Source organism: Polaromonas sp. P1_H6 (assembly GCF_056405195.1).
This window is the reverse complement of record NZ_JBFUCN010000006.1, coordinates 219094-244289: the sequence shown is the minus strand read 5'-3', so window position 1 is coordinate 244289 and position 25196 is coordinate 219094. Positions and strand designations below refer to the sequence as shown.

General features: G+C 65.0%; 22 protein-coding genes. 13 read left to right on the top strand and 9 right to left on the bottom strand.

What is annotated here, in order from left to right; genetic code table 11:
* Positions 1-60: 60 nt before the first annotated feature.
* The 4 genes from AC1D1F_RS08220 to AC1D1F_RS08205 form a co-directional block, all read right to left on the bottom strand.
* On the bottom strand, positions 61-903 hold the full coding sequence (locus tag AC1D1F_RS08220; RefSeq protein WP_477696027.1) for a ZIP family metal transporter: 843 nt from the start codon (positions 901-903) through the stop codon (positions 61-63).
* Positions 904-1273: 370 nt separating this feature from the next.
* Positions 1274-2185 (bottom strand): dienelactone hydrolase family protein, encoded by a 912-nt coding sequence (locus AC1D1F_RS08215; protein WP_477696028.1) that lies wholly within the window; start codon positions 2183-2185, stop codon positions 1274-1276.
* 147 nt (positions 2186-2332) lie between these two features.
* Complete coding sequence (locus AC1D1F_RS08210) at positions 2333-3133, bottom strand: fumarylacetoacetate hydrolase family protein (RefSeq protein WP_477675238.1); 801 nt, start codon at positions 3131-3133, stop codon at positions 2333-2335.
* A 153-nt stretch (positions 3134-3286) separates the two neighbouring features.
* Entirely contained in the window at positions 3287-4195 is a 909-nt protein-coding gene (locus AC1D1F_RS08205) for a helix-turn-helix transcriptional regulator (protein ID WP_477675239.1), read from the bottom strand.
* Between the two features lie 120 nt (positions 4196-4315).
* Here AC1D1F_RS08205 and AC1D1F_RS08200 point away from each other — a divergent pair, with 120 nt between their 5' ends.
* The 5 genes from AC1D1F_RS08200 (at position 4316) to AC1D1F_RS08180 (ending at position 8034) form a co-directional block, all read left to right on the top strand.
* Positions 4316-4888 carry a GbsR/MarR family transcriptional regulator gene (locus AC1D1F_RS08200; protein WP_477675240.1) on the top strand — a complete coding sequence of 191 codons (573 nt, stop codon included), beginning with the start codon at positions 4316-4318 and terminating at the stop codon, positions 4886-4888.
* Between the two features lie 65 nt (positions 4889-4953).
* Positions 4954-5499, top strand: coding sequence for a thiol-disulfide oxidoreductase DCC family protein (locus AC1D1F_RS08195; protein WP_477675241.1), 546 nt, complete (start codon positions 4954-4956; stop codon positions 5497-5499).
* Between the two features lie 62 nt (positions 5500-5561).
* Complete coding sequence (locus AC1D1F_RS08190; protein ID WP_477675242.1) at positions 5562-5981, top strand: hypothetical protein; 420 nt, start codon at positions 5562-5564, stop codon at positions 5979-5981.
* Positions 5982-6029: 48 nt separating this feature from the next.
* Positions 6030-6968 (top strand): SAM-dependent methyltransferase, encoded by a 939-nt coding sequence (locus AC1D1F_RS08185; RefSeq protein WP_477675243.1) that lies wholly within the window; start codon positions 6030-6032, stop codon positions 6966-6968.
* 16 nt (positions 6969-6984) lie between these two features.
* A complete protein-coding gene (locus AC1D1F_RS08180) occupies positions 6985-8034 on the top strand; it encodes an SRPBCC family protein (protein ID WP_477675244.1) in 1050 nt (349 codons plus the stop codon).
* 32 nt (positions 8035-8066) lie between these two features.
* On the opposite strand, the gene AC1D1F_RS08175 is transcribed toward AC1D1F_RS08180, so the two are convergent.
* The 3 genes from AC1D1F_RS08175 to polA all read right to left on the bottom strand — a co-directional run bounded on the left by AC1D1F_RS08175 (position 8067) and on the right by polA (position 12698).
* Positions 8067-9092: a M28 family peptidase gene (locus tag AC1D1F_RS08175; protein ID WP_477696029.1), complete on the bottom strand. Its 1026-nt coding sequence runs from the start codon at positions 9090-9092 to the stop codon at positions 8067-8069.
* 97 nt (positions 9093-9189) lie between these two features.
* Positions 9190-9858 carry a hypothetical protein gene (locus AC1D1F_RS08170; RefSeq protein WP_477700696.1) on the bottom strand — a complete coding sequence of 223 codons (669 nt, stop codon included), beginning with the start codon at positions 9856-9858 and terminating at the stop codon, positions 9190-9192.
* 8 nt (positions 9859-9866) lie between these two features.
* Positions 9867-12698 (bottom strand): DNA polymerase I, encoded by a 2832-nt coding sequence (gene polA / locus AC1D1F_RS08165; RefSeq protein ID WP_477675247.1) that lies wholly within the window; start codon positions 12696-12698, stop codon positions 9867-9869.
* A gap of 156 nt (positions 12699-12854) precedes the next feature.
* On the opposite strand from polA, the gene AC1D1F_RS08160 reads away from it, so the two are divergent.
* The 4 genes from AC1D1F_RS08160 to AC1D1F_RS08145 all read left to right on the top strand — a co-directional run bounded on the left by AC1D1F_RS08160 (position 12855) and on the right by AC1D1F_RS08145 (position 15972).
* Complete coding sequence (locus AC1D1F_RS08160) at positions 12855-13205, top strand: hypothetical protein (RefSeq protein WP_477696030.1); 351 nt, start codon at positions 12855-12857, stop codon at positions 13203-13205.
* Between the two features lie 54 nt (positions 13206-13259).
* On the top strand, positions 13260-14210 hold the full coding sequence (locus tag AC1D1F_RS08155) for a homoserine kinase (RefSeq protein ID WP_477675249.1): 951 nt from the start codon (positions 13260-13262) through the stop codon (positions 14208-14210).
* 148 nt (positions 14211-14358) lie between these two features.
* Complete coding sequence (locus tag AC1D1F_RS08150) at positions 14359-15183, top strand: BPSS1780 family membrane protein (RefSeq protein ID WP_477675250.1); 825 nt, start codon at positions 14359-14361, stop codon at positions 15181-15183.
* Between the two features lie 18 nt (positions 15184-15201).
* A complete protein-coding gene (locus AC1D1F_RS08145) occupies positions 15202-15972 on the top strand; it encodes a FecR family protein (protein ID WP_477675251.1) in 771 nt (256 codons plus the stop codon).
* A 3-nt stretch (positions 15973-15975) separates the two neighbouring features.
* Here AC1D1F_RS08145 and AC1D1F_RS08140 read toward each other — a convergent pair whose 3' ends face one another.
* Positions 15976-18405 carry a UvrD-helicase domain-containing protein gene (locus AC1D1F_RS08140; protein ID WP_477675252.1) on the bottom strand — a complete coding sequence of 810 codons (2430 nt, stop codon included), beginning with the start codon at positions 18403-18405 and terminating at the stop codon, positions 15976-15978.
* A gap of 21 nt (positions 18406-18426) precedes the next feature.
* Between AC1D1F_RS08140 and AC1D1F_RS08135 the strand changes: the two genes are divergently transcribed.
* The 3 genes from AC1D1F_RS08135 to AC1D1F_RS08125 all read left to right on the top strand — a co-directional run bounded on the left by AC1D1F_RS08135 (position 18427) and on the right by AC1D1F_RS08125 (position 23441).
* Entirely contained in the window at positions 18427-19158 is a 732-nt protein-coding gene (locus AC1D1F_RS08135; protein ID WP_477700695.1) for a hypothetical protein, read from the top strand.
* Between the two features lie 72 nt (positions 19159-19230).
* Positions 19231-22245 carry a VIT domain-containing protein gene (locus AC1D1F_RS08130; RefSeq protein WP_477696031.1) on the top strand — a complete coding sequence of 1005 codons (3015 nt, stop codon included), beginning with the start codon at positions 19231-19233 and terminating at the stop codon, positions 22243-22245.
* A 218-nt stretch (positions 22246-22463) separates the two neighbouring features.
* Positions 22464-23441, top strand: coding sequence for a GMP reductase (locus tag AC1D1F_RS08125; RefSeq protein WP_477660682.1), 978 nt, complete (start codon positions 22464-22466; stop codon positions 23439-23441).
* Between the two features lie 7 nt (positions 23442-23448).
* Here the strand turns inward: AC1D1F_RS08125 and AC1D1F_RS08120 are convergent, their stop codons facing one another.
* Positions 23449-24342, bottom strand: a complete 894-nt coding sequence (locus AC1D1F_RS08120; protein ID WP_477675255.1) for an alpha/beta hydrolase — start codon at positions 24340-24342, stop codon at positions 23449-23451.
* A 140-nt stretch (positions 24343-24482) separates the two neighbouring features.
* Here AC1D1F_RS08120 and AC1D1F_RS08115 point away from each other — a divergent pair, with 140 nt between their 5' ends.
* Positions 24483-25169: a GntR family transcriptional regulator gene (locus AC1D1F_RS08115; RefSeq protein ID WP_477675256.1), complete on the top strand. Its 687-nt coding sequence runs from the start codon at positions 24483-24485 to the stop codon at positions 25167-25169.
* Positions 25170-25196: the final 27 nt, after the last annotated feature.

Genomic DNA, 25196 nt, shown 5'->3' with positions numbered 1-25196 from the left:
AAGCCATTATATTAACTAAAATAGGCCTAGTCCAGTAGGCCAGACAGATCCGCGTCTCCTTCAGTGGTGGTGCGCCATCCCGCTGATCAAGGTGACCAGGCCTATGCCTATGGCCAGCCAGGCGATTTGCGCCACGGTTTCGCGGGCGGTCACGCGTTTTTGCAGTTGCGGGATCAAATCGGCCAGCGCGACATAAATAAAGCTGCTCGAAGCCATGATCAGGAAAAACGGCAGGTAGTCGTACAGCTGGTCGACCAGCGCATAGCCCGCCACACCGCCCAGCGCAGTGACGGCGCCTGCCAGCGAGACCTTGACAAGGGCGGCGCGCCGGTTGTCCGAGGTCTGGCGCAGCACCACCAGGTCCCCCATGTGGTGGGGCACCTCATGCACCAGCACCGCCAGTGAGGCGACGATGCCGAGCCGCAAGTCGGCCATAAAGGCCGAGGCGATCAGGATGCCGTCGCCAAAAGCATGCACGCTGTCACCGGCCAGCACGGCCCAGCCGCCGGCTTTTCTCTCGCCATGCGCGTGGCCATGGTGGCCGTGGCTGTGCGCGGCATGGACGTGACCGGTATGGTCATGCTGCGCATGCGCAGCCGCTTCGGGGCCGTGGTGCTCGCCGCCGTGATGCTCATGGCCGTGGTGCCAGAGCTCGGCCTTGTCGAGCAGGAAGAAAAACACCAGCCCCACCAGCAAGGTGGCGAACAGCTCCTTGGCGCCGGCCTGGCTCTCGAAAGCCTCAGGCAGCAGGTGCATAAAAGCCGTGGCCAGCAGCGCACCGGCGGCCAGGCTCAGCATGTGCTGCGTGTAGCGGGCCAGCACGCCGAAGCTCAGCAAAGCCGCCAGCCACACGCTGCCGATGCCGGCGGCCAGGGTTCCCATCAAGATTGCTAGCAAAGTCATAGCTGCATATGCCCGTATTGACTGGGCCAAAGCCCAAAATGATTAGCCCACGTCTGCCGGGGCAAGCCCGGAGGTTACACCACAGACGACAAAACCCCGGGCGCGGCATTCAATGCCGGCGGGCCGGGGTTGTTTTTATCTTATCGTGGCTGTCAAGCCCCCACGGTCGTTCGCTTCGCGTAACTCCCTGCCCCCCGAGGGGGCCGTCCCGCCTGTGGCCCGGCAAAGCCGGTTCCACGGCTCATGCTGGGTTGAAGAGGGTCGGTATCCAACAAGTGGGGGCCGCGGGACTGGCTTTGCCAGACCGCAGGCGCCGCCCCCTGGAAGGGGGGAACAGGCTACACGCAGTGAGCCTGGGGGGGGGTGCTTTTTAAACCACGCCGTGGGTTTTAAACCATTCCAGTGCACGCTTGAAGCCGTCGTCTGCGGCATCCTTGCGGTAGCTCGGGCGGTAGTCGGCATGGAAAGCATGGGGCGCTTGGGGGTAGACCACAAACTCGGAGGCGGCTGCGGCCTTGTTGCCTTTGGCGCCGGCTTCGGCCAGTGCGTCTTTCATCTGGTTGACGGTGGTCAAAGGGATGCCGCCGTCCTGCCCGCCGTAGAGGCCGAGTACCGGGGCCTTCAGGCCTGCCGCCAGGTCCAGCGGGTGCTTGGGTGTGAGGGCCGAGGGCTGGCCGACCAGGCGGCCGTACCAGGCCACACCGGCCTTGACGTTCTTGCTTTGCTCGGCATACAGCCAGGTGATGCGGCCGCCCCAGCAAAAGCCGGTGATACCGACCTTTTTGGTGTTTCCGCCGTTGGCGCCTGCCCACTTCACCGCACCGTCCAGGTCGGCCATGACTTGCGCGTCGGGCACTTTGGAGACGACTTCGGCCATGAGCTTGGCCATTTCGTTGTAGGTGCTGGGGTCGCCCTGTCGCGCATAGAGTTCGGGGGCGATGGCCAGGTAGCCGGCTTTGGCGAAGCGCCGCGCGGTGTCGGCGATGTATTCGTGCACGCCGAAGATTTCCTGGATCACCAGCACCACCGGCAGGTTGGTCTTGCCGGCAGGCGCCGCGAAAAACGCGGGTACCTTGAAGCCATTGACCTCGTAGGTGGTTTCGCCGGTCTTCAGGCCTTGCGAGGACGTCTTGATGGCGGTCTGCGCCATGATGGGCATGGCGGTGGCGGCATACCCGACTCCCAGGGCCGTCTTGAGCGCGGTGCGGCGGCTGGCGCCGGCTTCGGTGGAACGCCCGGGCAGCAGTGCGTCGAAGTCTTTTTTCTGGTCGTGTTCAAGCATGGCGGTTTCCTCGGTTGGTTGTTGGGGTCGCACGGAAAACAGTCGGAGTCTATGCGGCCCCGGAAGTTCTTGCCACCGAGGGGCGATGACACGGTGTTTTCCCTTGCCCCTCGCCCTCCCTGCCAGTGCCAGTGCCAGTGCCAGTCCTCAGACGATCTTGACGCTGAGCTCCGGCAGGCCGTCGATGTGGCATTCGATGACGTCGCCCTTGACCACCGGGCCGACGTTCTCAGGTGTGCCCGAATAGATGATGTCGCCGGGAAACAGCTCAAACGCCTCGGACAATTTGGATATCTGCTCGGCCACCGACCAGATCATGTGGTTCAGCGTGGCCTGCTGCTTGACCTGGCCGTTGACCTTGAGCCAGATCGCGCCCTTGGTGTAGTGGCCGGTCTGCGCGACCTTGTGGATGGGGCCTATGGGCGCCGAGCGGTCAAAGCTCTTGCCGATTTCCCAGGGTTTTTTCTGGTCACCCATGCCGCGCTGCAAATCGCGCCGCGTCATGTCCAGGCCCAGCGCATAGCCGTAGACCATGTCCAGCGCCTTGTCCATCGGGATGTTGCGTCCGCCCTTGGCGAGCGCCGCCACCAGTTCCACTTCGTAGTGGTAGTTCTTGGTCAGTGTGGGATAGGGATGGTCGGCGACCTTGCCGGGCGGCACCACCTGGATGGCGTCCGTCGGCTTCTGGAAGAAGAAAGGCGGCTCGCGGCTCGGATCGGAGCCCATCTCGATCGCATGGGCCGCGTAGTTGCGGCCTATGCAGTAGATGCGGCGCACCGGGAACATCTCGGCGCTGCCCGCGATCGGGATGTAGGTCTCGGCCACCGTGAAGGGCGTTGCCGGCGCGTTGGCCGCCGTGCCGGGCGTGGCGCAGCCGACGACAGCGCCCGTCGCCATCAGGGCGCCTGTCTGCAGAATTCCGCGTTTGCTCATGTCTGGTTTTGTCATGTGTGTCTCCTGGGATTGATAAAAGCTGGAGCTTGTTGTCAGCGTATTTTTTTCTCCAACCATCGAGCATAGGGCGGACAAGCGTCATGCAGGCGGACGCAATTACGCATTTACCGGACGATTCAATGCAGCGGTGTTGCGCCGCAGCACGCCTCAGGCTGTACCCGATATCTTGGCGCGCACGCTGTCGCGGTAGGCTTTTGGCGTCTGGCCGAAACGCTGGCGGAAGCGCCGCGCGAAATAGGCCTCGTCGGCAAAACCCGAGGCATGGGCGATGCTCGCGATGCGCTGGCTGCTGTGCGCCAGTTGTTCCTGCGCGAACTCCAGGCGCCGCTCGGTCACCAGGTCAGTGAAGGTCTTGCCGGTTTCCTTCTTCAACAGGTGCGCGAGGTAATTGGGCGACAGGAAGGCAGCCGCCGCAGCATCGGCCAGCGTGACCTCGCCGGCCAGGTGCTCACGGATGTAGCGCACCGCGCGCTGCAAGCTGGCGCGCCGGCTGCCCTGCTGCGCCTGGCTGGCCGAAAAGCGCAGCAGGTCGGCCTCGTACTTGCGGCAGACCAGGCTGATCAGCTGCAGCATCAGGCCGCGGATCATCTCGATGGAGCCGAAGCGGCGGTGCGCGTTTTCAAAGGCGAGCTTTTCGAGCAGCGCTTCGACTTCGGGAAACTCGTCCTCGGAGAAATAAAAATCGGCGTATTCCTGGAACAGGAAGGGCGCCAGTTCCGGCGCACGCGTCAGCGGGACGTCCTCCAGGTCCAGCGGGTCCACGTCCAGCCCGGGCCGCAGGAACTGCTGCGACATATTGATGATGACGTAGCGCGAGCCCTCGGGATGCGGGATCACGTGCACGCGGTAAGGCAGGATAAAACTCAGGTAGCCGCGCCGGAAGGGCCGCACCGTGCCGGCCACGTTCTGTTCGGTGTCGCCCTGCAGGCTGATCTGGACCTGGAAATACTCGTGCCGGTGCGGGCGCACCAGCGGCGGCCGCACCAGCTGGGACCGGATGTCGAAGTCCAGGTGGTCGGCCCGCTCGGACATGCCGTAGGTCTTGATGTCTGTCATGCGCCGTATTCTCGGGCCTGGCCTCCCCCACCCCTTCCCACCCCTTTTCCATCGTTGTTTCTTTTCCTCATACGAAGTTTCTGTATTGACAGAAATTACAGACGGCATATAGTCGGAGCCATGGAACTCAGCCCCGTCGCCCGCAAATTTGTCGTCCACTGGGGAGAAATGGGTACCGCCTGGGGCGTGAACCGCACCGTCTCGCAAATCCACGCCCTGCTTTTCTTCCACGGCCGCCCGCTGCATGCCGAAGACATCGCCGACACGCTGGCCGTGGCGCGCTCCAACGTCAGCACCAGCCTCAAGGAGCTGCTGAACTGGAACCTGATACGCGCCACCCATATGCTGGGCGACAGGCGTGACTATTACGAAACCTCGCTCGACGTCTGGGAACTGTTCCGCACCGTGGTGCGTGAGCGCAAGGAGCGCGAATACGACCCGACGGTGCGCATGCTGCGCGAGCTCGTGAAAGACCAAGGTTTCGAGGCCGAGCCCGCCGATGCGCAGGACCGCGTGCGCGAAACCCTGAGGCTGATGGAGTCGCTGGGCCTGTGGGCCGACGAGATGCTGCGCCTGTCGCCCAACACGCTCGAAAAAGTGCTGCGCATGGGCGCCAGCGTGCAGAAATTCGTGCGCGGCGACAGTGATGCCAAACCCATGGATCCTTCGGAGTTGCTGCCGCCCACCTTCTGAAAGGCCGGTGGCTTTTTTTTGGATATTGATTTCTGTTTGTACTGAAATTTCTAAAGGAGAGAAATGTGACTGCAATCCATAACACCGCCAGCTTGGGCAACAGAGGTAGCAGAGGCAACGCGGGCAATGCCGGCAACACCCGCTACGACAGCTTCAAGGCCAGCATGGACCCGGCCATCTATCCGCTGACCCTGTATTACGAATCGGCCTGCCCGCTCTGCAACGCCGAGATGAGCAACCTGATGCTGCGCAACACCGAAGGCCATCTGCGTTTTGCCGACGTCTCGGCGCCGGATTTTGCCGACCTGCCCGCGGGCGCGACCATGCAGGACCTGCTGGCCTTGATCCACGCGCGCACGGCCGACGGCCGGGTGCTCAAAGGCGTGGAGGTGTTCCGGCTGGCCTATGAAGCCGTCGGCCTGGGCTGGGTCAGCGGCGCCATGCGTTTGCCGCTGCTGCGCCCGCTTGCCGAATGGGGCTACCCGGTGCTGGCACGCAACCGCCACCGTATCCCGCGCGGCCTGGTGCGGCTGATGTTTGAAGGCGCCGTGCGCCGCGCCGCCGAACGCTCGGCCGCCGCGCGCTGCGATGCCACCAGCTGCCCACGTTAAGCACATCACGTCAAGCAATCCCGTCAAGCACGTCACGTTCAACAAGGAAAGGAAACACCGCCATGAATGCCAACCTCGATGCCAACCTGTTTTTTGTCTCGCTGCTGATCGCGCTGGCCGGGCCCATCATCGCCATCAGCTACCTCAAGCCCATACTCCACAAGGTGCTGCGCATGCTGTGCGACGCGGACGGCGGCGCGGAGTTCTGGATACGCTGCGCCTACCTGCTGGCGGTTTCGGGCACCCTGCTGCTGATGCTGAGCTTCGGCGAATTCAGCGACCGCAGCAGCCTGGTCGACGCGGTGCGCCGCTCGCTGGGGCTGGTGATGGCGGGCGTATTCCTCACCGTGGCCATCATCTCGCGCAACGTCTGGACGCAGGTGCGGCAATGGGTCGCCGCGCGGGAACTGGCCGCCCATGTGCAGGGCGCCCGCCCCGCCGCGCCGGCTGCAGCTGTGGTTGCCACAGCCGATGCACGCTGAGGCCATCGGCGGAATTCAAAGCTGAAGACACCCCAGACGGAGGAAAAAATGCTCACCACAACCCCTGCGGTCCACCACACCACCTCTGCGGCAACCACGGGCAAGGAAGCCCGGCTGGCGGACATCAGGTCGTATTACAACGCTGTGGCCGACGACTACCGCGCGTGGAGCCCCGGCATGAACATGCACTTCGGCTACTGGTCCTGGAAGGTCAACCCCTTGGCCCGCGAAGCCATGCTTGAACGCATGAACCAGGAAGTGCTGCACCAGTTGGCCCTGCCAGGCAGCGGCGCTATCCTGCTGGCCGACCTGGGCTGCGGCGCGGGCGCCACGGCCAGGTCCATCGTCAAAAACCGCAAGCACAGCACCGTGGACGCCGTCACACTGGTGGCGCGGCAAATCGTCCAGGGCGTTGAGCTCAACCAGGCCGCGGCCTTGCCCAACCAGGTTCGCTTCCACCTGGCCGACTATGTCGACACCGGACTGCGCGCCGGCGCTTACGACGGCGTTTACGCCCTTGAAAGTTCCTGCCATGCAGCGGGGGCGGATAAACGCGCTTTGGTGCGTGAGGCGGCGCGCCTGCTGCGGCCCGGCGGCACGCTGGTGATTGCCGATGCCTTGCGGCGCAACAGCAAGCCTTTGCCCGGTTTCATGGAACGGATCTACAGGCTGTGGTGCCATCACTGGGCCGTCAACGAGCTGGCCGAGAAACAGGCACTGCACGCCGCGCTGGCCAGCCAGGGGTTCACCGACATCCGTTTTCAGGACATCAGCCTGCGCCTGGCGCCCAGCGCCTTGCAGATTCCGCTGTTCGCCACACGCTTTGCCTTGCGTGAGCTCTGGCGGGCCCGCTTCCACCTGTCGCCGCTGCGCCGCGGCCACATCGTGGCGTCGTATGCGGCCTTCCTGCTGGGCGCGTGGCTGCCGGGGTTTGGCTATTACATGATCACCGCCCGCAAGCCGGCGGACGGCGGCATGTCGCACTAACATCGTCCACACCATCATGACCCCAGATAACCAAGCCGCACCATCGAGCCCCGCCGCGCAAGGCAAGGCCATTGCCGCACAAGAAGAGGCCGCATCACCGCAAGGCATGCCGTTTTCAGGCTGGGCGCCTTTTATGGCCGGAGCGTTGAGCGGGCTTCTTCTGCGCCTGATGTTTTCCGGTGCAGCGGGGAGCGCGCTGTCAGCCATGGCGGGTGGTTTTGTCTGGTTCGCGCCCATCGCGGTAGGCGCCATCACGGTGTATGCAGCCGAGCGGCAAAAGCGCAGAAGCTTTTCCTACTACCTCTTCGCACCGGCGCTGGCAACCTTCGTGTTTGTGCTCGGCAGCCTGGTCATCCTGATAGAAGGGCTGATCTGCGCCATCGTCATCCTGCCGATGTTCACCGTTCTCGGCATGTTCGGCGGCCTGGCCATGGGGCTTGTTTGCCGGCTGACCAATTGGCCAAAGCAGGCGGTCTACAGCATTGCCGCCTTGCCGCTGCTGGTGGCGATGGCATTTCCTCAAAACCAGGCGCAGCGCATCGGCAGCGTGGAACGGAGTGTTCTGATACAGGCCACATCCGCTGAAGTGTGGCAACAGATCAACAACGCACGCGATATCACACCCGCTGAGGTGCAACATGCGTGGGCCTACCGGATCGGCGTTCCGCTTCCAGTCAGCGGCATCACGACCCACACGGCCGAAGGCTCCGTACGCAAGAGCACCTGGGGCAAGGGTGTTCACTTCGACGAGGTGATACGCCAGTGGGAACCGCAACGCCATGTGCGCTGGACTTACCGTTTTGCAGACGATTCATTTCCTGCGGGCGCGCTGGACGACCACGTGAAAGTGGGCGGCGCCTATTTCGACTTGCGCGACACCGCCTACACGCTGACGCCCGAAGAAGGCGGCACGCGCCTGCACATTCGCGTGAGCTATCGCATCAGCACGGATTTCGACGCCTATGCGAACTGGGTCGCCCAGCGCCTGCTGGGCAATTTTTCAGAAGTGATCCTGGACATGTACAAGTCACGCAGTGAACATACCGGGAACGCGGCGCTGTCTTGACCAACGCCACGCCGGCGAATCACTTGCCTGACCTAGCGCGCCGGCCCGGCCACTGCAGCGTGCTGCATGACCACCGCCCGCACGCCGTCAACGACTTTTGCCATGCGCCGGTAATCCAGCCGGTCCGCTGTGTCCAGCGGCGTGTGATAAGCCTTGTTCCTGTAGAAAGCCGTGTCGGTGACCATCATTCCGACATAGCCTTCATTCCAGTAATTGAGGTGGTCCGAAAAATCGACCCCCACGACGAAACCCGGCGCATTGATCGAGTACACCGGCAGGTCGGAGGCCGATTTCATCGCCGCCTTGACCTGGCGCGCGACCTCACCGTCCTGGTAGAAGCCCACCAGTGAGATGAAATTCCCGGTGGTCGGGTAGATGGCATTGAGAAGCCTCACGGGATGGTCCTGGCTTCCCGGCTCATCACTGAAGTAGCCGATGCACTCCAGTGACAACATGAGGGACGCGCGCTTGCCTGACTCGGCAAGGGACCGGGCGTGGATGGCGCTGCCCATATAGGGTGTGCGGAAAAACGGAGGCTCTTCGTTCGTGTAGACCACCAGTTCCACCCGCTGGCGAAACGACTGTCCCTTGAGCAGCCGCGCCAGCTCAAGCAGCCCCGCCACACCGCTTGCGTTGTCGTCCGCACCAGGCTGCTCGCCGGCCACGTCGTAGTGAGCGCCTATCACCATCACTTCAGGTGTGTCAGGGCCCAGCTTCACGACCAGATTGCGGTAGGGCCGGCCTTCTGCCGTGAAGCGCTGGCTCTCGACCTTGAGGCCCAGTCCGGCAAGCTGCGACTCCAGATAGACGGCAGCGCCTTCCAGCCGGATTTTGTTGTCAAAGGTGCGATCCGGAAAATCGATGGAAAGCTTGCGGACCAGTTGCTCGAGCCTGGCAGCGGACGCGGTTTGCCCTGCCAGCGCTGCTGTTTCACTGGCGGTCACAAAAGGCTGGGTCAATCTGTACCAGGCGTACCCTGCCGCAGCACCAGCCGCCAGCACGGCCATAGCGGTAAAGACGACGAAAATTTTCCGGGTTCTTCTCATAGGTGGGTCCACGGCAAAGGGACTGAGGACGCATGAATGTGCCTTGTCCCAGTTCGGCCCAACGCCGATTTCAGGGAGCAGCGGCACATCCGCTGGTGCAAGGCGTTGTTCAACGCGTCCTCCGGAACAGTGCGCCACGGCGCGCCCCGTACGCCACTGCGAACGCCGTTCCCAGGCCCGCGGCAAACAGCAGCATGCCCCAAAAAAAGTACTTGCCCGCTTCATCCGAGGCATGCCGCCGCACCCAGACTTCGTAATAGTCGCCCGGCTGCCCCGCGCTGACGGGCAGCAGAAGGTAGTAGGCCTTGCCGTCCTCCAGGTCATACAGGCCTTGCTGCACATAGTGGCCACCCAGCGCATACAGGTTGAGGTTCGGGTCGGCCGGCCCGCCCTTTTTGCTGCGCCGCAGGCGCTCGCGCTTCCCCATGGCGTACGTCAGGCGCTCGGGGGTGAGCTCCATCAAGCCAGGCCCGAAGCGGGTGTCGAATTGCCAGGACCAGTCCCGTGTCACGACGGCGATGGGCCCGTCGCCGGGGCGGATGTCCAAGGGCAGAACCAGCGGAATTTCGCCCGTCTTGCTTTTCTGGTGATGGGCGAACCGCTCGCCGCCGGGCAGGCTGGTCACCGGCACGGCGCGAGGGTCCCGGGGACCCGAATGGACCAGGAGTTCGCCGCCCCACAGCGGCAGGTACACCAGGTCGGCCAGCACCAGCGCCAAGCCCAGCAGGGCGACCACCACACCGGCCCGGGCGCAACGCCTGGCCGCAGGAAAGGACACCACCACCGTCAGTGCGCCTTGTCCCAGTTCGGCCCGATACCGATCTCAGCCAGCAGCGGCACTTTCAGGTCGGCCACGCCGGCCATCAGGCGCGGAATCTCGGTGCGCACCCATTCAACTTCGGCCTCGGGCACCTCGAACACCAGTTCGTCGTGCACCTGCATGATCATCTTGGTGGCGCGCTTTTCCTCATCAAGCACCTGCTGCACCTTGTTCATGCTGAGCTTGATCAGGTCGGCCGCCGTGCCCTGCATGGGCGCGTTGATGGCCTGCCGCTCCGCGGCCTTCTTGCGCGGGCCGTTGCCGCCGTTGATTTCCGACAGGTAGAGGCGCCGGCCGAACACGGTTTCGACGAAGTGATTTTCCTGGGCGAACACCACGGTCTGATCCATGTAGTTCTTGACGCCGGGATAACGCTGGAAGTATTTGTCGATATAGGCCGCCGCGGCCTTGGTCTCTATGCCCAGGTTGCGCGCCAGGCCGAAGCTGCTCATGCCGTAGATCAGGCCGAAGTTGATGACCTTGGCGTAGCGGCGCTGTTCGCTGCTGACTTGCTCCAGCGCGACGCCGAAGACCTCGGCGGCCGTGGCGCGGTGCACGTCCAGGCCGTTGGTGAAGGCGCTGAGCAATGCCTCGTCGCCGCTGATGTGGGCCATGATGCGCAGCTCGATCTGCGAATAGTCGGCGCTGGCAATCACGCTGCCTGCGGGCGCGATGAAGGCTTCGCGCACGCGCCGGCCTTCCACGGTGCGGATCGGGATGTTCTGCAGGTTGGGGTCGTTGCTCGAAAGCCGCCCCGTGACCGCGACGGCCTGCGCGTAGTGGGTGTGCACGCGGCCGGTGCGGGGCAGCGCCAGCTGCGCGAGTTTGTCGGTGTAAGTGCCCTTGAGTTTGCTGAGCGAGCGGTGCTCGAGCAGCTTGGCCGGCAGCGGGTAGTCTTCGGCCAGTTTTTCGAGCACTTCTTCGTCGGTGCTGCGCGCGCCGCTGGGGGTTTTCTTGATGACCGGCATGCCGAGCTTGTCGAAGAAAATCTCGCCCAGTTGCTTGGGACTGCCCAGGTTGAAGGGCTGGCCGGCAATCTCGTAGGCTTCGGCTTCCAGCTGGATGATGCGCTGGCCCAGTTCGTGGCTTTGCGCGGCCAGGGTCGGCGCATCGATCATGACGCCGTTGCGCTCGATGCGGTACAGCGTTTCGCTGCTCTGCATTTCCAGTTCGTAGATAAAACGCAGCTTCTCGTTGGCCTGGACCTGCGGCCACAGCACGCGGTGCACGTCCAGCGTCTGGTCGGAGTCTTCGCACGAATACTCGGCGGCCTTGGCGATGTCGACCTGGTTGAACTTGATCTGGTGCGCGCCCTTGCCGCACAGGTCTTCGTAGTTGATGCCGCTGCGGCCCACATGGCGCTCGGCCAGGCTCGCCAGGCCGTGCGGCTTGGTCACTTCCAGCACATAGCTTTGCAGCATGGTGTCGTGCGCATAACCCTGCACCTCGATGCCGTGGTTGGCGAACACATGGCGGTCGTATTTGACGTGCTGGCCCAGCTTGGGCTTGGCGGGGTTTTCCAGCCAGGGTTTGAGGCGCGCCAGCACCTCGTCGCGCGGCAGCTGCGCGGGCGCGTCGGGGTAGTCGTGCGTGAGCGGGATATAGGCCGCTTCGCCGGGCGTGACACTGAAACTCAGGCCGACGATTTCGGCCAGCATTTCGTCAAGAGAGGTGGTTTCGGTGTCCAGCGCGACGAGCTCGGCTGCTTCGATCTTGGCCAGCCAGCGGTCGAAGGCTTCCCAGGTCAGCACCGTGTCGTAGTTCAGGTTGCTGGCGCGCTGGGCCGGAGCTGTATCGGTCAGGGGCGCTTCATCAAAAAGCCCCGGCGAATCCGACCGGCCGCCCGAACCGCCCGAGGGCGCGGGCTTGTGCCGGCCTTCGGGCCCGCCTATCAGTTCGGGCGGCGTGCTTTCAATCTCGATCTGTTTGACCAGGCCCTTGAAGCCGTACTTTTCGTAAAAGGCTTTCAGGGCCTCGGTCTGCTGCCCGCCTATGGCAATTTCGTCCAGGGCCGGCAGGCCGGCGATGTAATCACCCAGCTCGCAGTCCTTTTTGATGGTCAGCAGCTCACGGCCCTTGGGCAGCCAGTCCAGCGACTGGCGCAGGTTTTCGCCGACCACGCCCTTGATTTCACCGGCACGGGCCACCAGCGCATCAAGCGAGCCGTATTCGAGCAGCCACTTCACAGCGGTCTTGGGCCCGACCTTGGGCACGCCGGGCACGTTGTCGACCGCGTCGCCGACCAGGGCCTGGTAATCGACCATCAATCGCGGCGGCACGCCGAATTCGGCCTCGACCCCGGCCAGGTCGCGGCGGCGGTCGTTCATGGTGTCGATGACGGTGATGTTTTCGTCGACCAGCTGGCTCAAGTCCTTGTCGCCGCTGGAGATGACGACTTCAATGCCCTGGGTGGACGCCAGGCAGGCCAGCGTGCCGATCACGTCGTCGGCCTCCACGCCGGGCACGTCCAGCACCTTCCAGCCCAAGAGGCGCACCACCTCGTGGATGGGCTCGACCTGGCTGCGCAGGTCGTCGGGCATGGGAGAGCGCTGCGCTTTGTACTCGGGGTAAAGGGCATCGCGGAAAGTCGGCCCCTTGGCGTCGAACACGCAGGCGGCGAAGTCGGCGCGCACGTCCTTGCGCAGCTTCTGCATCATGTTGACCATGCCGCGTATGGCGCCGGTGGCCGGGCTGGCCGGGTCGCCCGGGTTGGCGCGCAAATCGGGCATGGCGTGGAAGGCGCGATACAGGTAGCTGGAGCCGTCCACCAGCAGCAGCGTTTTTTTGTCGGTACTCATGGGGCCTGATTGTCGGGGATATCGGCCCGACCCTGCCGGGCCCGGCGCAAGCGGCCGGCGCCGGCCCTGGCAAAGGCATTTCGCCTACACCGGCAGCCTCTTTATTACGACAGGCGGGGCTTTGTCGCCCACCTCCCGCAGGCCTACAATGCAGGCATGAACCACGCTTTCCGCCTCCTTATCGCTGCTGCCGCAGCGCTGCCGCTGGCCGCGGCCATGGCCCAGGCACCCGCGCAGAACGCGGCGCCGCCCGCCACCAAGGCGGAAGCGGCGCCGGCACCCTCGGGACGCCCCGACCAGGCCATCAAGCGCATACGCACCGAGGATGCCGGCACCCGCATCGACGAATTGCGCGTAGGCGGCGAAACCCAGCAGATCATCGTGCAACCCAAGACCGGCGGCGCGGCCTATGAGGTCAAACCGGCCGAAGGCGCCCGAGGCAGCGCACCGGGGTCAACCAGCAACGACACCAACGGTTCGCGCGTGTGGAACGTGCTGAAGTTCTGATCTTCGCCCCCCTTCCAGACACAATTCCAAGAATTCCAGGGTTCAGTTTCAGGCATGGCCGTATATACCGAAGTCTCGTTTGACGAGGCTGCAGCGTTCTTGAACGCCCTGAACCTGGGGCAGCTGCAAAACATCAAGGGTGCCGCGGGCGGCATCGAAAACACCAACTACTTTGTGGACACCGACCAGGGCCAGTACGTGCTGACCCTGTTCGAGCGCCTGAGCTTTGAGCAATTGCCGTTCTACCTGCACCTGATGCGGCACCTGGCGGCACACGGCATCCCGGTACCCGACCCGGCGGGTGATCCCAAAGGCAACATCCTGCACGAGCTCAAGGGCAAACCCGCCTCGGTGGTCAGCAAGCTGCGCGGGCACAGCGAACTCGCGCCCAGCGCCGCGCACTGCGCCGGCGTGGGCGAGGCGCTGGCGCGCATGCACCTGGCGGGCCTGGACTACCCGCGGCGCCAGCCCAACCTGCGCGGCCTGGACTGGTGGAACGAGACGGTGCCGGTGGTGCTGCCCCACCTCACGCCCGAACAAAGCAGCCTGATCCTGGGCGAGCTGGCCTACCAGAATCATGTGGCGGCCTCCTCCGCCTGCCGCAGCCTGCCGCGCGGCGTGGTGCATGCCGACCTGTTCCGCGACAACGTGATGTTCGAGGACGGCAAGCTCACCGGCTTTTTCGACTTTTACTTCGCCGGCTGCGACAGCTTTTTATTCGACCTCGCGGTCTGCCTCAACGACTGGTGCATAGACCTGGACACGGGCGCCAAAGACGAGGAGCGCTCCGCCGCCTTCGTCGCGGCCTACCAGGCGGTGCGCCCGCTGACCGCGCAGGAACGCCAGCTGCTGCCGGCCATGCAGCGCGCCGGCGCCCTGCGCTTCTGGCTGTCGCGCCTGTGGGATTTGCACCTGCCGCGCGAAGCCGCCGTGCTCAAGGCGCACGACCCCAGCCACTTCGAGCGTGTGCTGCGCGAGCGGCTTGCGCAGCCTTACGTCCTTTAAGCCCCGCAGGCGCGGCGGGCCTGGCCGGCCGACCCGCGGGGCCGGATTCACCGCCCCGCCGCAGCGCCTGCCGGTTTAAGGCACACTGCCCCTGCAATCCCTGGCCGGTTCCGTCGCCGACCACCCATCCCCCGAAGTCCCGAAGACCATGAAACTCAACATCGTTCCCGCGAGCACCGGCATCACCTGGGTCAAGCTGGGCGTCAAAACCTTTTTACAGCAGCCGCTGGCCATGTCGGGCCTGTTCTTCCTTTATATGGCGGTGGGGACGCTGCTGTCGCTGTTGCCGGTGCTGGGGCTGATCCTCGCGTTCATGATCGTGCCGGCCGCCACGCTGGGCCTGATGGCCGCCACGCAGGAAGCGGTCAAAGGCAAATTCCCCATGCCCACGGTACTGCTAAGCGCCTTTCGCGCGGGCCGCCAGCGCATGCGCGCCATGCTGGTCCTGGGCGCCCTGTATGCCGCGGCCTGCCTGCTGATCGTGATGGTCGTCCCCCTCCTGGTGGATGCGCCACCGGTGCCGACCGTCGCGCCCGCAACGGCCGAAGCCGGCCGCGACGCCATGCTGGCACCGCAGTTCCAGCTGACCATGCTGGTCACCATGCTGCTGTACCTGCCGATCTCGCTGCTGTTCTGGCATGCGCCGGCGCTGGTCCACTGGCACGGTGTTTCGCCGGTCAAGAGCCTGTTTTTCAGCTTTGTCGCCTGCATACGCAACGCCGGCGCCTTCCTGATGTACGGCCTGGGTTGGTTCGGCGTGTTCCTGGGCATGGGCATCGTGCTCAGCATCATCACCGGCCTGACGGGCAGCGCCACCCTCATGACCGCGGCCATGATGCCGCTGGCCCTGCTCATGGCAGCCATGTTTTCCACCTCGATTTACTTCACGTTTCGTGATAGCTTCGTGGCCACGCCACCCGACGATTCGACGGGGAGCGCCGAGGACGCCGATAACACCGACGACAACCCCTGACGTACCAGGAGATTCTTCATGACCCAGCACCAGTTGCAAGGCCGTAGCGAAAAAGAGATTTTGTGGTTCCAGAGGCGTGACACGCTCAAGGCCGCCGCGGCCTGGGTCGCCATGGGCGGGCTGCCCGCCGCCATGGCCCAGCAGCGCAGCAACATCGTCGAACTCCGGGGCGACGCCCTGCTCAACGGCAACCGGCTGCAAAACGGCCAGACCATCATGACCGGCGACCAGATCCAGACCGGGCCGGGCTCCAACCTGATGTTCGTCATCGGCAACTCGGCCTTCCAGGTGCGCGAGAACTCGGTGATGACGGTGGAGCGCGGGACTTCGCTCAACACCGTGAGCCTGCTGCGCATGATCACGGGTGCCGTGGTCAGCGTCTGGGGCAAGGGCAGCAACCGCTCCATCATCATGCCCACCCTGACGGCCGGCATACGCGGCACGGGCGTTTACGCCGAGGTCTTCGCCGACCAGGGCAACCGCAGCTACTTCTGCAACTGCTACGGCACGGTCGACATGGAGTCGAACGGCCAAAAGGTCGTCTCCCAGGCCAGCTACCACCAGTCCTTCTGGGGCGAAGTAACGCCCAGGGACGGCCACCAGCTGACCCCCGCCAATGCGATCAACCACAGCGACGAAGAACTGGAATTCCTGGCCGGCCTGGTGGACCAGCAGACGGCCTGGCAGATTGCCGGCAAAAAAGGCGTCAAGGATGGCCGGGGCTATATGGACCCGCAGCCAAGCCAGATGCACCCGGCGCAGATGCCGGTCGTCCCGGCGACGAAATAAGCGCTAGACCACCGTTAGCTTGGCGACGCTTAACGCCAGCCACTTCACGCCATGCCGCGTGAAATTGATCTGCGCGCGGGCATCGTCGCCGCTGCCTTCGAGCATCATCACCTTGCCCTCGCCGAACTTGGCGTGGAACACTTCCATGCCGGTCTTGAGGCCGTGCGAGGGCGCGCTCTTCTGCGGCGGCACCGGCGGGTTGGCAAAACGCTCCGACGCGCCGGCCTTGGACGAAAACACGCTGCTGGCCCAGTCCTTGCGCCCGCCGCCCGCATTGCCGTTGCCGCCCCAGGCGCCTGAGCCCATGCCCGACGCAAAACCCTGGTTTTTTGGCGTGATCCATTTGAGCGCGGCTTCCGGCAGCTCGTCAAAAAAGCGGCTCTTGAGGTTGTAGCGCGTCTGGCCGTGCAGCATGCGGGTCTGCGAATGGCTGAGGTAAAGCCGCTTGCGCGCGCGCGTGATCGCGACATACATCAGGCGTCGCTCCTCCTCGAGGCCGTCGCGGTCGCTCATGGAGTTCTCGTGCGGGAAGATGCCGTCTTCCAGGCCGGTGATGAAGACGCAGTCGAACTCCAGGCCTTTGGATGAATGCACCGTCATGAGCTGTACCGCGTCCTGGCCGGCCTGCGCCTGGTTGTCGCCCGATTCGAGCGCCGCGTGTGTCAGGAAGGCCGCCAGCGGCGACAGCGTTTCGCCGGTTTCGGTGTCGGGCGCCAGCGCCTCGGGCAGGGGCTCGTTGAGTTGCGGAGCGGACGCATCCAGCCCCTGGCTGGCCGGCGACTGCGTGAGCCGCGCGCCCAGTTCGTCGACCGGTAACGCCACCGCATCGCGGCCGAAGCCTTCCTGGCTGACGAAGGACTCGGCGGCATTGACCAGTTCGGCCAGATTCTCCAGCCGGTCCTGGCCTTCTTTTTCGGTCTTGTAATGTTCCTCGAGGCCGCTGTGCTGCAGCACCAGCTCGATGATTTCACGCAGGCTCAAGCCCGTGGTCTGCTCGCTCAGCACCTGAATTTTGGCGGCGAAGGCGCCAAGGTTGGCGCCGGCCTTGCCCGGCACGGCGCTCACGCCGTCATAGAGCGAGCAGCCGGCCGCGCGGGAGATATCCTGCAATTGCTCGATGCTGCGCGCGCCTATGCCGCGCGGCGGGAAGTTGACGACGCGCATGAAGCTGGTGTCGTCGTGCGGGTTCTCCAGCAGGCGCAGGTAAGCGAGCGCATGCTTGATTTCGGCGCGCTCGAAAAAGCGCAGGCCGCCGTAAACGCGGTAGGGCACGCCGGCGTTGAAAAGCGCCGTCTCCATCACCCGGCTTTGCGCGTTGCTGCGATAGAGCAGCGCGATCTCCTTGCGCTCCACGCCGTCACGCACCAGCTGTTTGACCTCGTCGACAAACCACTGCGCCTCGGCAAAATCGCTGGCCGACTCGTAGACGCGCACCGGCTCGCCGGGGCCGGCTTCGGTGCGCAGGTTTTTGCCCAGGCGCTTGCTGTTGTGGCTGATCAGCTCGTTGGCCGAATCCAGGATGTTGCCGAAGCTGCGGTAGTTGCGCTCCAGCTTGATCTGGTGCTGCACCTCGAACTCGCGCACGAAGTCGGCCATATTGCCGACGCGCGCGCCGCGAAAGGCATAAATGCTCTGGTCGTCGTCGCCGACCGCGATCACCGAGCCGCCGGGCATCGCGCCGGCGCCCTGGATGGCGTCCGGGCCCTGCCCCGCCAGCATCTTGATCCAGGCGTACTGCAGCTTGTTGGTGTCCTGGAACTCGTCGATCAGGATGTGGCGGAAACGTCGCTGGTAATGTTCGCGCACCGGCGCGTTGTCGCGCAGCAGCTCGTAGCTGCGCAGCATCAGCTCACCGAAATCAACCACGCCTTCGCGCTGGCACTGCTCTTCGTAGAGCGCGTAGATCTCGACCTTCTTGCGGCCTTCCTCGTCGCGCACCTGGACGTCCTTGGCGCGCAGGCCGTCTTCCTTGTTGCCGGCGATGAACCACATCAGCTGCTTGGGCGGAAAACGCTCGTCGTCGACGTTGTGCTGCTTGCACAGGCGCTTGATGGCCGAAAGCTGGTCCTGCGTGTCGAGGATCTGGAAGCTCTGCGGCAGGTTGGCCAGCTTGTAATGGGCGCGCAAAAAGCGGTTGCACAGGCCGTGGAAGGTGCCTATCCACATGCCGCGCACATTGACCGGCAGCATGGCCGACAGCCGCGCCAGCATTTCCTTGGCGGCCTTGTTGGTGAAGGTCACGGCCAGGATGCCGCCCGGCGAGACCTGGCCGGTCTGCAGCAGCCAGGCGATGCGCGTCGTCAGCACGCGGGTCTTGCCGGAGCCGGCCCCCGCGAGAATCAGCGCGTGCGTGGGGGGCAAAGTCACCGCGGCCAGTTGCTCCGGGTTAAGATTTTGTAAGAGTGGGGATGTTGGCGCGACTTCTGAGAACATCCCTCATTGTAGAAAGCCCTGATGAAACCGTTTTCGCACCGCCCTTCAGCCCTGGCATCCATGTCGTTAATGGCGGCCTTTGCCGCGCTGGCCGCCGGCCAGGCCGGGGCGCAGTCTTTTTGCGCCAGCGACGGCCAGCCCAGGCCGGCGCAGTTGCTGGAACGTTTCATCAATGCCAACTGCGAAAGTTGCTGGGCCGACCCGGCCACACCCAAGGCCGGCGCCGGCCAGCTCGCGCTGGACTGGGTGCTGCCCGGCGACAAGGGCGAGGATGCGCCGCTGTCGGCCGTAGCCGCCCGCGAGGCGCTGGACCGCCTGGCGGCGCTGCGCCAGGGCCCGCCCGCGCAAACCCTGGCCAGCACGCGGCCGGTCCAGGGACTCAAAGGCGCAACCCTGCGCGTGGCCCACGGCCTGCCGCTTAGCGGCTACCTGGGCGCCTCGATTGAACTCAAACCGATCCCGGCCGCCGCAAAGGGCCGGCAATGGACGGCCTGGCTGGCCCTGGTCGAAACCCTGCCGGCGGGCACCGAAGGCTCGCCGGTGGAGCGCAACCTGGTCAGGAATGTGCTGCAAACCCCCTGGGATGACCGCAAGCCACTCGCCAAAGACGCGCCCAACCGTTTCTTCGACGCGCGCTCCATGAGCATCGCGCAAGGGGCGAATCCCGAACGCATGCGGGTGCTGGGCTGGGTGGAGGATGACAAGGGCCGGGTGCTGGCTGCAGCACAGTCCCACTGCGTGCCCGAAAAATAATTTGCGGCTTTTAACCCCTTTGCAACGCGAGCCCCGTTTCAGGGTGCATCGCCAACAACAAAAGGGGTTTTCATGCCACACGGCCATACCTATACCGCGCGCACCACCATTCGTCTACTCCAGGCTCTCGCTGCGGCCTGCTTCAGCCTCCAGGCGCTGGCGCTAAGCGCCGTGCCGCAGCCGCCCCCAGGCATCAAATTCGCACCACCGCCCGACTGGCGGCCGCCGGTGATCGCCGTCAATGCCAACGCGGGCCAGCCCATACAGCTGCGCGCGGCTTCCATCGAAGTCGACCTCTTCGGCGACCAGGCGCGCACCAGCGTCGAACTGCGCCTCTTCAATCCCAACCACCGCGTGCTCGAAGGCGAGCTGCAGTTCCCGCTGCAAGAAGGCCAGGTCGTGACCGGCTTCGCGCTGGACGTCAACGGCCGGTTACGCGACGCGGTGCCCGTGCCCAAGGCCAAGGGCCAGGAAATATTCGAGGACATACGCCGCCGGCGCGTAGACCCGGGGCTGCTGGAAGCCGCGGCCGGCAACCAGTACAAGCTGCGTGTCTACCCGATCCCGGCCATGGGCGAGCGGCGTGTCGTCATCAGCTTCACCGAAACCCTGGCGCGCCGGCTTGATGCGGGCGTGCTCAGGGTGCCGCTGGCGTTCGCATCCAGCGTGGGCGAGTTGCAGGTCAAGGTGCGCGCCCACGGCGCCGCCCGCCAGGATGTGCAACTGCTGCAAGCCCCGGCCGGCACCGAACTGGACGCCAACGCCACCGGCATGGAGCTGAGCCTGCAGAAAACCCAGTGGCAGGCACCGCAGGGCCCGTCGGGCTGGCTGCAACTGGCGCTGCGCCGCACGGGCAAGCCCCAGGTCATGGTGGGCGAGACCGGCGGCCAATCATTTTTCGCCGGGCAGGTCGATGTGCGCGACGAAGGGGTGAGGCGGCCCATCCCCGCACATATCGCGCTGGTGTGGGACGCCTCGGCCTCGGCCGCCGCGCAAGCCCGCGTGCTGCCGGTGCTGGAAGCCTATTTCCGCAAGCTCGGAAAACCCGTCAAGCTCAGCCTGCTGGTGGTGCGCAACAAAGCCGAAACCGTGCGCAGCTTCACGCTGGCGCCGGGCCGCTTTGACGAACTGGCCGACGCGCTGCGTGCGGAACCTTTCGACGGCTCCAGCAATTTCGACGACCTGCCGATTCCCGCCGACGTGGACACTACCCTCATGGTGACCGACGGCCTGATGACGGACGGCAAAAAACTCATTCGCTACACCCACACGGCGCCGGTGATAGTGATCAACGGCGCCGCTTCCGCCGACATGGCGCGGCTGGCCCGGCTGGCCGACCGGACCGGTGGTGCGCTGGTGGATGCCGCGTTGCAATCGCCCGACGAGGGCGCGCAGGCCATGCTGACGCACGGCTGGCGCATTGAAAAGCTGTCCAGCCTGTCGGCGCGGCAACTCGTCGCACCGACGACGCGCGTGAGCCAGGGCCGCATCGCGGTGGCCGGCGAGCTACTCGACAGCCAGGCCCGCATCGACGTCATGCTGGCCCACCCGGACGGCCGCAGGCGCACGCTGGCGCTGCAGGTCAATGCCAAACCGGTGAGCGGCCACTGGCCCGGCCAGCAATGGGCCCAGTGGCGCAGCGCCGAACTGGCCGAGAACGCGAGCCTCAACACCGGCGAACTGCAACGCATCGCGGCGGCGCACGGCATCGTGGGCCCCAACAGCTCGCTGATCGTGCTGGAGCTGGCATCCGACTATGCACGCTACAGCCTGCCCGCCCCGCCCGAACTGGCCGATGAAGTTGCACGGCTGGGCCAGCAGCAACTCGAGCAGGCTACGCAGACGCGGCAGGCGCACATCGAAGCCATGGTGAGGCAATTTGACGAAACGCAGCATTGGTGGGACAGGGACTTTCCCAAGGACACGCCCAAACGTGCCGAGCCCAAGGCAAAGATGCAGATCAGCCAGGGTGGGGTGAGGGCCTTGGGCAGCGTATCCGATACGGCGCGCCTACGCGAACAAGCCCCGGCTGCGCCGGCGGCAGCAGCCCGCGAGTTCTTGGTGCCCGCCGCTCCCGCCGCAGCACCCGCGCAGGCCATGGCCGCCGAGGCGCGTTCCGACGCCATGGAAAAGCGCAGCGCCAAAGCGATGCCCGCGGCCGCGCCCGCTCCCACCATCGCGCTGCAAGCCTGGGTGCCGGACGCGCCCTATATGAAGCGCCTGCAGAACACGGGCAAGGACGAGCTCTACCGCGTCTACCTTGACGAACGTGCCGCCTACCTCAGCAGCAGCTCGTTCTACATGGATGCGGCCGGCGTGTTCTTTGACCGCGGCCTGCCCGAACTGGGACTGCGCGTGCTCTCCAACCTGGCTGAGATGAACCTGGAAAACCGCCAGTTGCTGCGCCTCTACGCCTACCGCCTGGTGCAGGCGCGCCGCAACGACCTGGCCGTGCCGGTGTTTGAACGCATCAGCGAGCTGGCGCCCAACGAGCCGCAATCGTGGCGCGACCTGGGCCTGGCGCTGGCCGAAAGCGGCCAGCCGCAGCGCGCGGTCAATGCTCTGTGGGAAGTCGTGTCGCAGCCCTGGAATGGCCGCTTCGCCGGCATCAACATGATCGCGCTGGCCGAGCTCAATGCGATTGCCGCCCAGGCGGCTTCCAGCGGCCAGCCGGCGCTGGACCTGGGCCGGGTGGACACACGCCTGCGCCGCAACCTGCCGCTGGCCCTGCGTGTGGTGATGGCCTGGGACAGCGACGACACCGACATCGACATGTGGGTGAGCGACCCCAACGGTGAAAGGGCCAGCTATGCCAACCGCCTCACCTACCAGGGCGGCGCCATGAGCCCGGACGCCAGGGGCGGCTACGGCCCCGAGGCGTTTTCGCTCAAGGCGGCCAAGCCCGGCAAGTACGGCGTGGAGGCGCAGTTCTACGGCCACCGCCAGCAAGTGCTGTCGGCCGGCACCACGGTGATGGTGCGCGTGACCACCGGTTTCGGCACGCCGCAGGCGCGCGATGAATGGACCACCCTGCGGCTCGCGCGCGGCCAGGAGACCGTGCGCGTGGCGGAGGTCGAAGTGCGCTGATACCTCGCCTCAAAAACAAGATGCCACTATGCATATAAAGGCTATACCGCTTTGGCGGGTGCCGCCGGCATGAGAGGCGCATAGAATCAATCACCGGGCCCAAGCAATTGCGCCCGGTTTCTTGTTTCAGCCTTGCCCACACTGCAAGCGCCTGCCGCAAAGCCGGTCCAGTCCAAGCGCCTTCTGTTCTTCAACAGTTTTTCAAAGGCTTGGGAATCATGGAAATCTTCGACTACGACAACATCCTGCTGCTGCCGCGCAAATGCCGCGTGGAGAGCCGTTCCGAGTGCGACGCCAGCGCCACGCTGGGTGGGCGCAGCTTTCGCATCCCGGTGGTGCCGGCCAACATGAAAACGGTGGTCAACGAGGAGATCTGCGCCTGGATGGCGAAGAACGGTTACTTCTATGTGATGCACCGCTTCGACCTGGACAACGTCCAGTTCGTCAAGGACATGAAGGCCCGCGGCGCCTACGCTTCCATCTCGCTGGGCGTGAAAAAACCCGACTACGACACGGTGGACCGCCTGGCGGCCGAAGGCCTGGTGCCCGAGTACATCACCATCGACATCGCGCACGGCCATGCCGACACGGTGCAAAAGATGATCGCCTACCTCAAGCAGAAACTGCCGGCATCCTTCGTGATCGCCGGCAACGTGGGCACGCCCGAGGCGGTGATAGACCTTGAGAACTGGGGCGCCGACGCGACCAAGGTCGGCATAGGCCCGGGCAAGGTCTGCATCACCAAGATGAAGACCGGCTTCGGCACGGGCGGCTGGCAGCTGTCGGCGCTCAAGTGGTGCGCGCGCGTGGCCACCAAACCCATCATTGCCGACGGCGGCATACGCGAGCACGGCGACATCGCGAAATCAGTGCGCTTCGGTGCGACCATGGTGATGATCGGCTCCATGCTCGCCGGGCTGGAAGAAAGCCCCGGCAAGACCGTGGAGGTCGACGGCAAGCTCTTCAAGGAGTACTACGGCAGCGCCTCGGACTTCAACAAGGGCGAATACAAACACGTCGAAGGCAAGCGCATCCTGGAGCCCGTCAAGGGCACGCTGGCCGACACGCTGCGCGAGATGGAGGAAGACATCCAGAGCTCCATCAGCTATGCCGGCGGCACCAAACTGCTGGACATCCGCAAGGTCAACTACGTCACGCTGGGCGGCGACAACGCCGGTGAGCACTTGCTGATGTAAATCCTGCCTAGCTGCGGGTCGCGCCCAGTCCCAGCAGGTCCAGCGCCAGGCTGTGCAGCCGGTGCCCGGTGTCGGCCAGCGCATCCAGCGCGCTGAAATGGTTGCAGCGCAAATGCGATTCACAGACCGGCACGACGCCCTCGCCCCAGGCCTGCTGGATCAGCAGGTTCTGGCGCAGGAATTCGGCACTTTCATCGGCCCCCGCCACACTGTAGAGCGTGCCGCGGCGCGGCGCCGGCAGCAGGGCCGGGCTGGCTTTGGCAACCTGTTCGGGCGTGAGCTTGAGCGAGTCCTTGACGAAGGGCGCATGGCGCATCGGCTCCAGGTCGTAAATGCCTGAAATCGACAGCGCATTCTTGACCAAGTCCGCCGGCAGATCGCCGGCATAGGCCTTCCAGTCGCAGAGCAGCAGCATGGCCGCCAGGTGGCCGCCGGCCGAGTGCCCGGCCACCGTGATGCGGCTGGGGTCGCCGCCGTAGCGGGCGATGTGGCGCCAGGTCCAGGCCAGGGCCTTGACCATCTGCAGGGTGATGTCGGGAATCGTCACCGCCGGGCACAGGGCGTAGTTAGGCACGACCACACAGGCGCCTGCCTCCGTGAAAGGAGGCACGATGAAGGAATGGTCGGACTTGTCGAGCGCGCGCCAGTAGCCGCCGTGGATGAACACCAGCACCGGTGCGCCCTTGCCCGGCCTGGCGCCTTGCGTGCCAAAGCCGCTGGCCGGAAACACATCCAGCGTTTCACCCGCATGGTTGCCATAAGGCACGTCCACCTGGCAAGGCAGGCGCTTGCGGACGGCTTGTGAATCCGCTGCCCAGCGCGCGAAATAGGCCGGGTGGTCGGGCACCAGCGCCCGGTTGTTGTACATGCGGTCCAGCCAGGCGGGATCAAAAGGATTCATTGTTGTTCTCCTGAGAAAAGTGGCAAATGGCATTCAGCGGCCGCCATCTTGGCACAGCCAGGCCCACAGACCACTGGATGCGGGTAAACCCGGAATCTCTTGCTCCCCAGATCAACGTATTCTGTATACAGAGTACAGATATGACATCCCAACTGATCAAAATCGAATCCACCCCTGACCTGGTCGACCAGGTCTACCGCAGCCTGCTGGACGCCATCAGCGAAGGCTCGCTGGCGCCAGGCGCGCGCATCACGCAGGAAGAGATTGCCGCGCAGCTCGCGGTCTCGCGCCAGCCGGTGTTGCAGGCGCTGCGCCTGCTCAAGAAAGACGGTTTTGTGCTGGACGCCCCCGGCCGCGGCGTGCTGGTCGCGCCACTGGACGTGGCCTCGCTGGTGCAGATCTACCAGGTGCGCAGCGCGCTCGATGCGCTGGCCGCCCGGCTGGCGGCGCAGGCCCGTGCCCGGCTCGATCCGCAACTGATCAGCCAGGGCCGCAAAGCCGCCCGCGGCAGCGACGTCAAGGCCATGATGGCAGCCGATGCGCGTTTTCACGCGGCGATTTACCAAGCCTCGGGCAACCCGCTGATCGCCCAGAGCGCGCAGCTGCACTGGCACCACATACGCCGCGCCATGGGCGCCGTGCTGCAGGTGTCGACCATGCGCGAATCGATCTGGGACGAGCACGAGGCGATCGCCCAGGCCATCGCCGCAGGCGACGCTGGCAAGGCCGAGTCGCTGATACGCGAGCACGACGAGGAAGCCGGCCACAACCTGGCGACGCTGCTGTCCAGCGCGCTGGGCCGACCCGCCGCTTCCACCGCCCCCTGAAGCCCCGAACAAACACCGAAGGAAACA

Excerpts from the sequence above, each read along its gene's own strand:
- AC1D1F_RS08135 (WP_477700695.1), top strand. The coding sequence starts at position 18,427 with ATGAAACCGTTTTCGCACCGCCCTTCAGCCCTGGCATCCATGTCGTTA.
- AC1D1F_RS08200 (WP_477675240.1), top strand. The coding sequence starts at position 4,316 with ATGGAACTCAGCCCCGTCGCCCGCAAATTTGTCGTCCACTGGGGAGAA.
- AC1D1F_RS08130 (WP_477696031.1), top strand. The coding sequence starts at position 19,231 with ATGCCACACGGCCATACCTATACCGCGCGCACCACCATTCGTCTACTC.
- AC1D1F_RS08210 (WP_477675238.1), bottom strand. The coding sequence starts at position 3,133 with ATGACAAAACCAGACATGAGCAAACGCGGAATTCTGCAGACAGGCGCC.
- AC1D1F_RS08215 (WP_477696028.1), bottom strand. The coding sequence starts at position 2,185 with ATGCTTGAACACGACCAGAAAAAAGACTTCGACGCACTGCTGCCCGGG.
- AC1D1F_RS08180 (WP_477675244.1), top strand. The coding sequence starts at position 6,985 with ATGACCCCAGATAACCAAGCCGCACCATCGAGCCCCGCCGCGCAAGGC.
- polA (WP_477675247.1), bottom strand. The coding sequence starts at position 12,698 with ATGAGTACCGACAAAAAAACGCTGCTGCTGGTGGACGGCTCCAGCTAC.
- AC1D1F_RS08150 (WP_477675250.1), top strand. The coding sequence starts at position 14,359 with ATGAAACTCAACATCGTTCCCGCGAGCACCGGCATCACCTGGGTCAAG.
- AC1D1F_RS08185 (WP_477675243.1), top strand. The coding sequence starts at position 6,030 with ATGCTCACCACAACCCCTGCGGTCCACCACACCACCTCTGCGGCAACC.
- AC1D1F_RS08160 (WP_477696030.1), top strand. The coding sequence starts at position 12,855 with ATGAACCACGCTTTCCGCCTCCTTATCGCTGCTGCCGCAGCGCTGCCG.
- AC1D1F_RS08190 (WP_477675242.1), top strand. The coding sequence starts at position 5,562 with ATGAATGCCAACCTCGATGCCAACCTGTTTTTTGTCTCGCTGCTGATC.
- AC1D1F_RS08140 (WP_477675252.1), bottom strand. The coding sequence starts at position 18,405 with ATGTTCTCAGAAGTCGCGCCAACATCCCCACTCTTACAAAATCTTAAC.
- AC1D1F_RS08145 (WP_477675251.1), top strand. The coding sequence starts at position 15,202 with ATGACCCAGCACCAGTTGCAAGGCCGTAGCGAAAAAGAGATTTTGTGG.
- AC1D1F_RS08125 (WP_477660682.1), top strand. The coding sequence starts at position 22,464 with ATGGAAATCTTCGACTACGACAACATCCTGCTGCTGCCGCGCAAATGC.
- AC1D1F_RS08120 (WP_477675255.1), bottom strand. The coding sequence starts at position 24,342 with ATGAATCCTTTTGATCCCGCCTGGCTGGACCGCATGTACAACAACCGG.
- AC1D1F_RS08115 (WP_477675256.1), top strand. The coding sequence starts at position 24,483 with ATGACATCCCAACTGATCAAAATCGAATCCACCCCTGACCTGGTCGAC.
- AC1D1F_RS08155 (WP_477675249.1), top strand. The coding sequence starts at position 13,260 with ATGGCCGTATATACCGAAGTCTCGTTTGACGAGGCTGCAGCGTTCTTG.
- AC1D1F_RS08220 (WP_477696027.1), bottom strand. The coding sequence starts at position 903 with ATGACTTTGCTAGCAATCTTGATGGGAACCCTGGCCGCCGGCATCGGC.
- AC1D1F_RS08205 (WP_477675239.1), bottom strand. The coding sequence starts at position 4,195 with ATGACAGACATCAAGACCTACGGCATGTCCGAGCGGGCCGACCACCTG.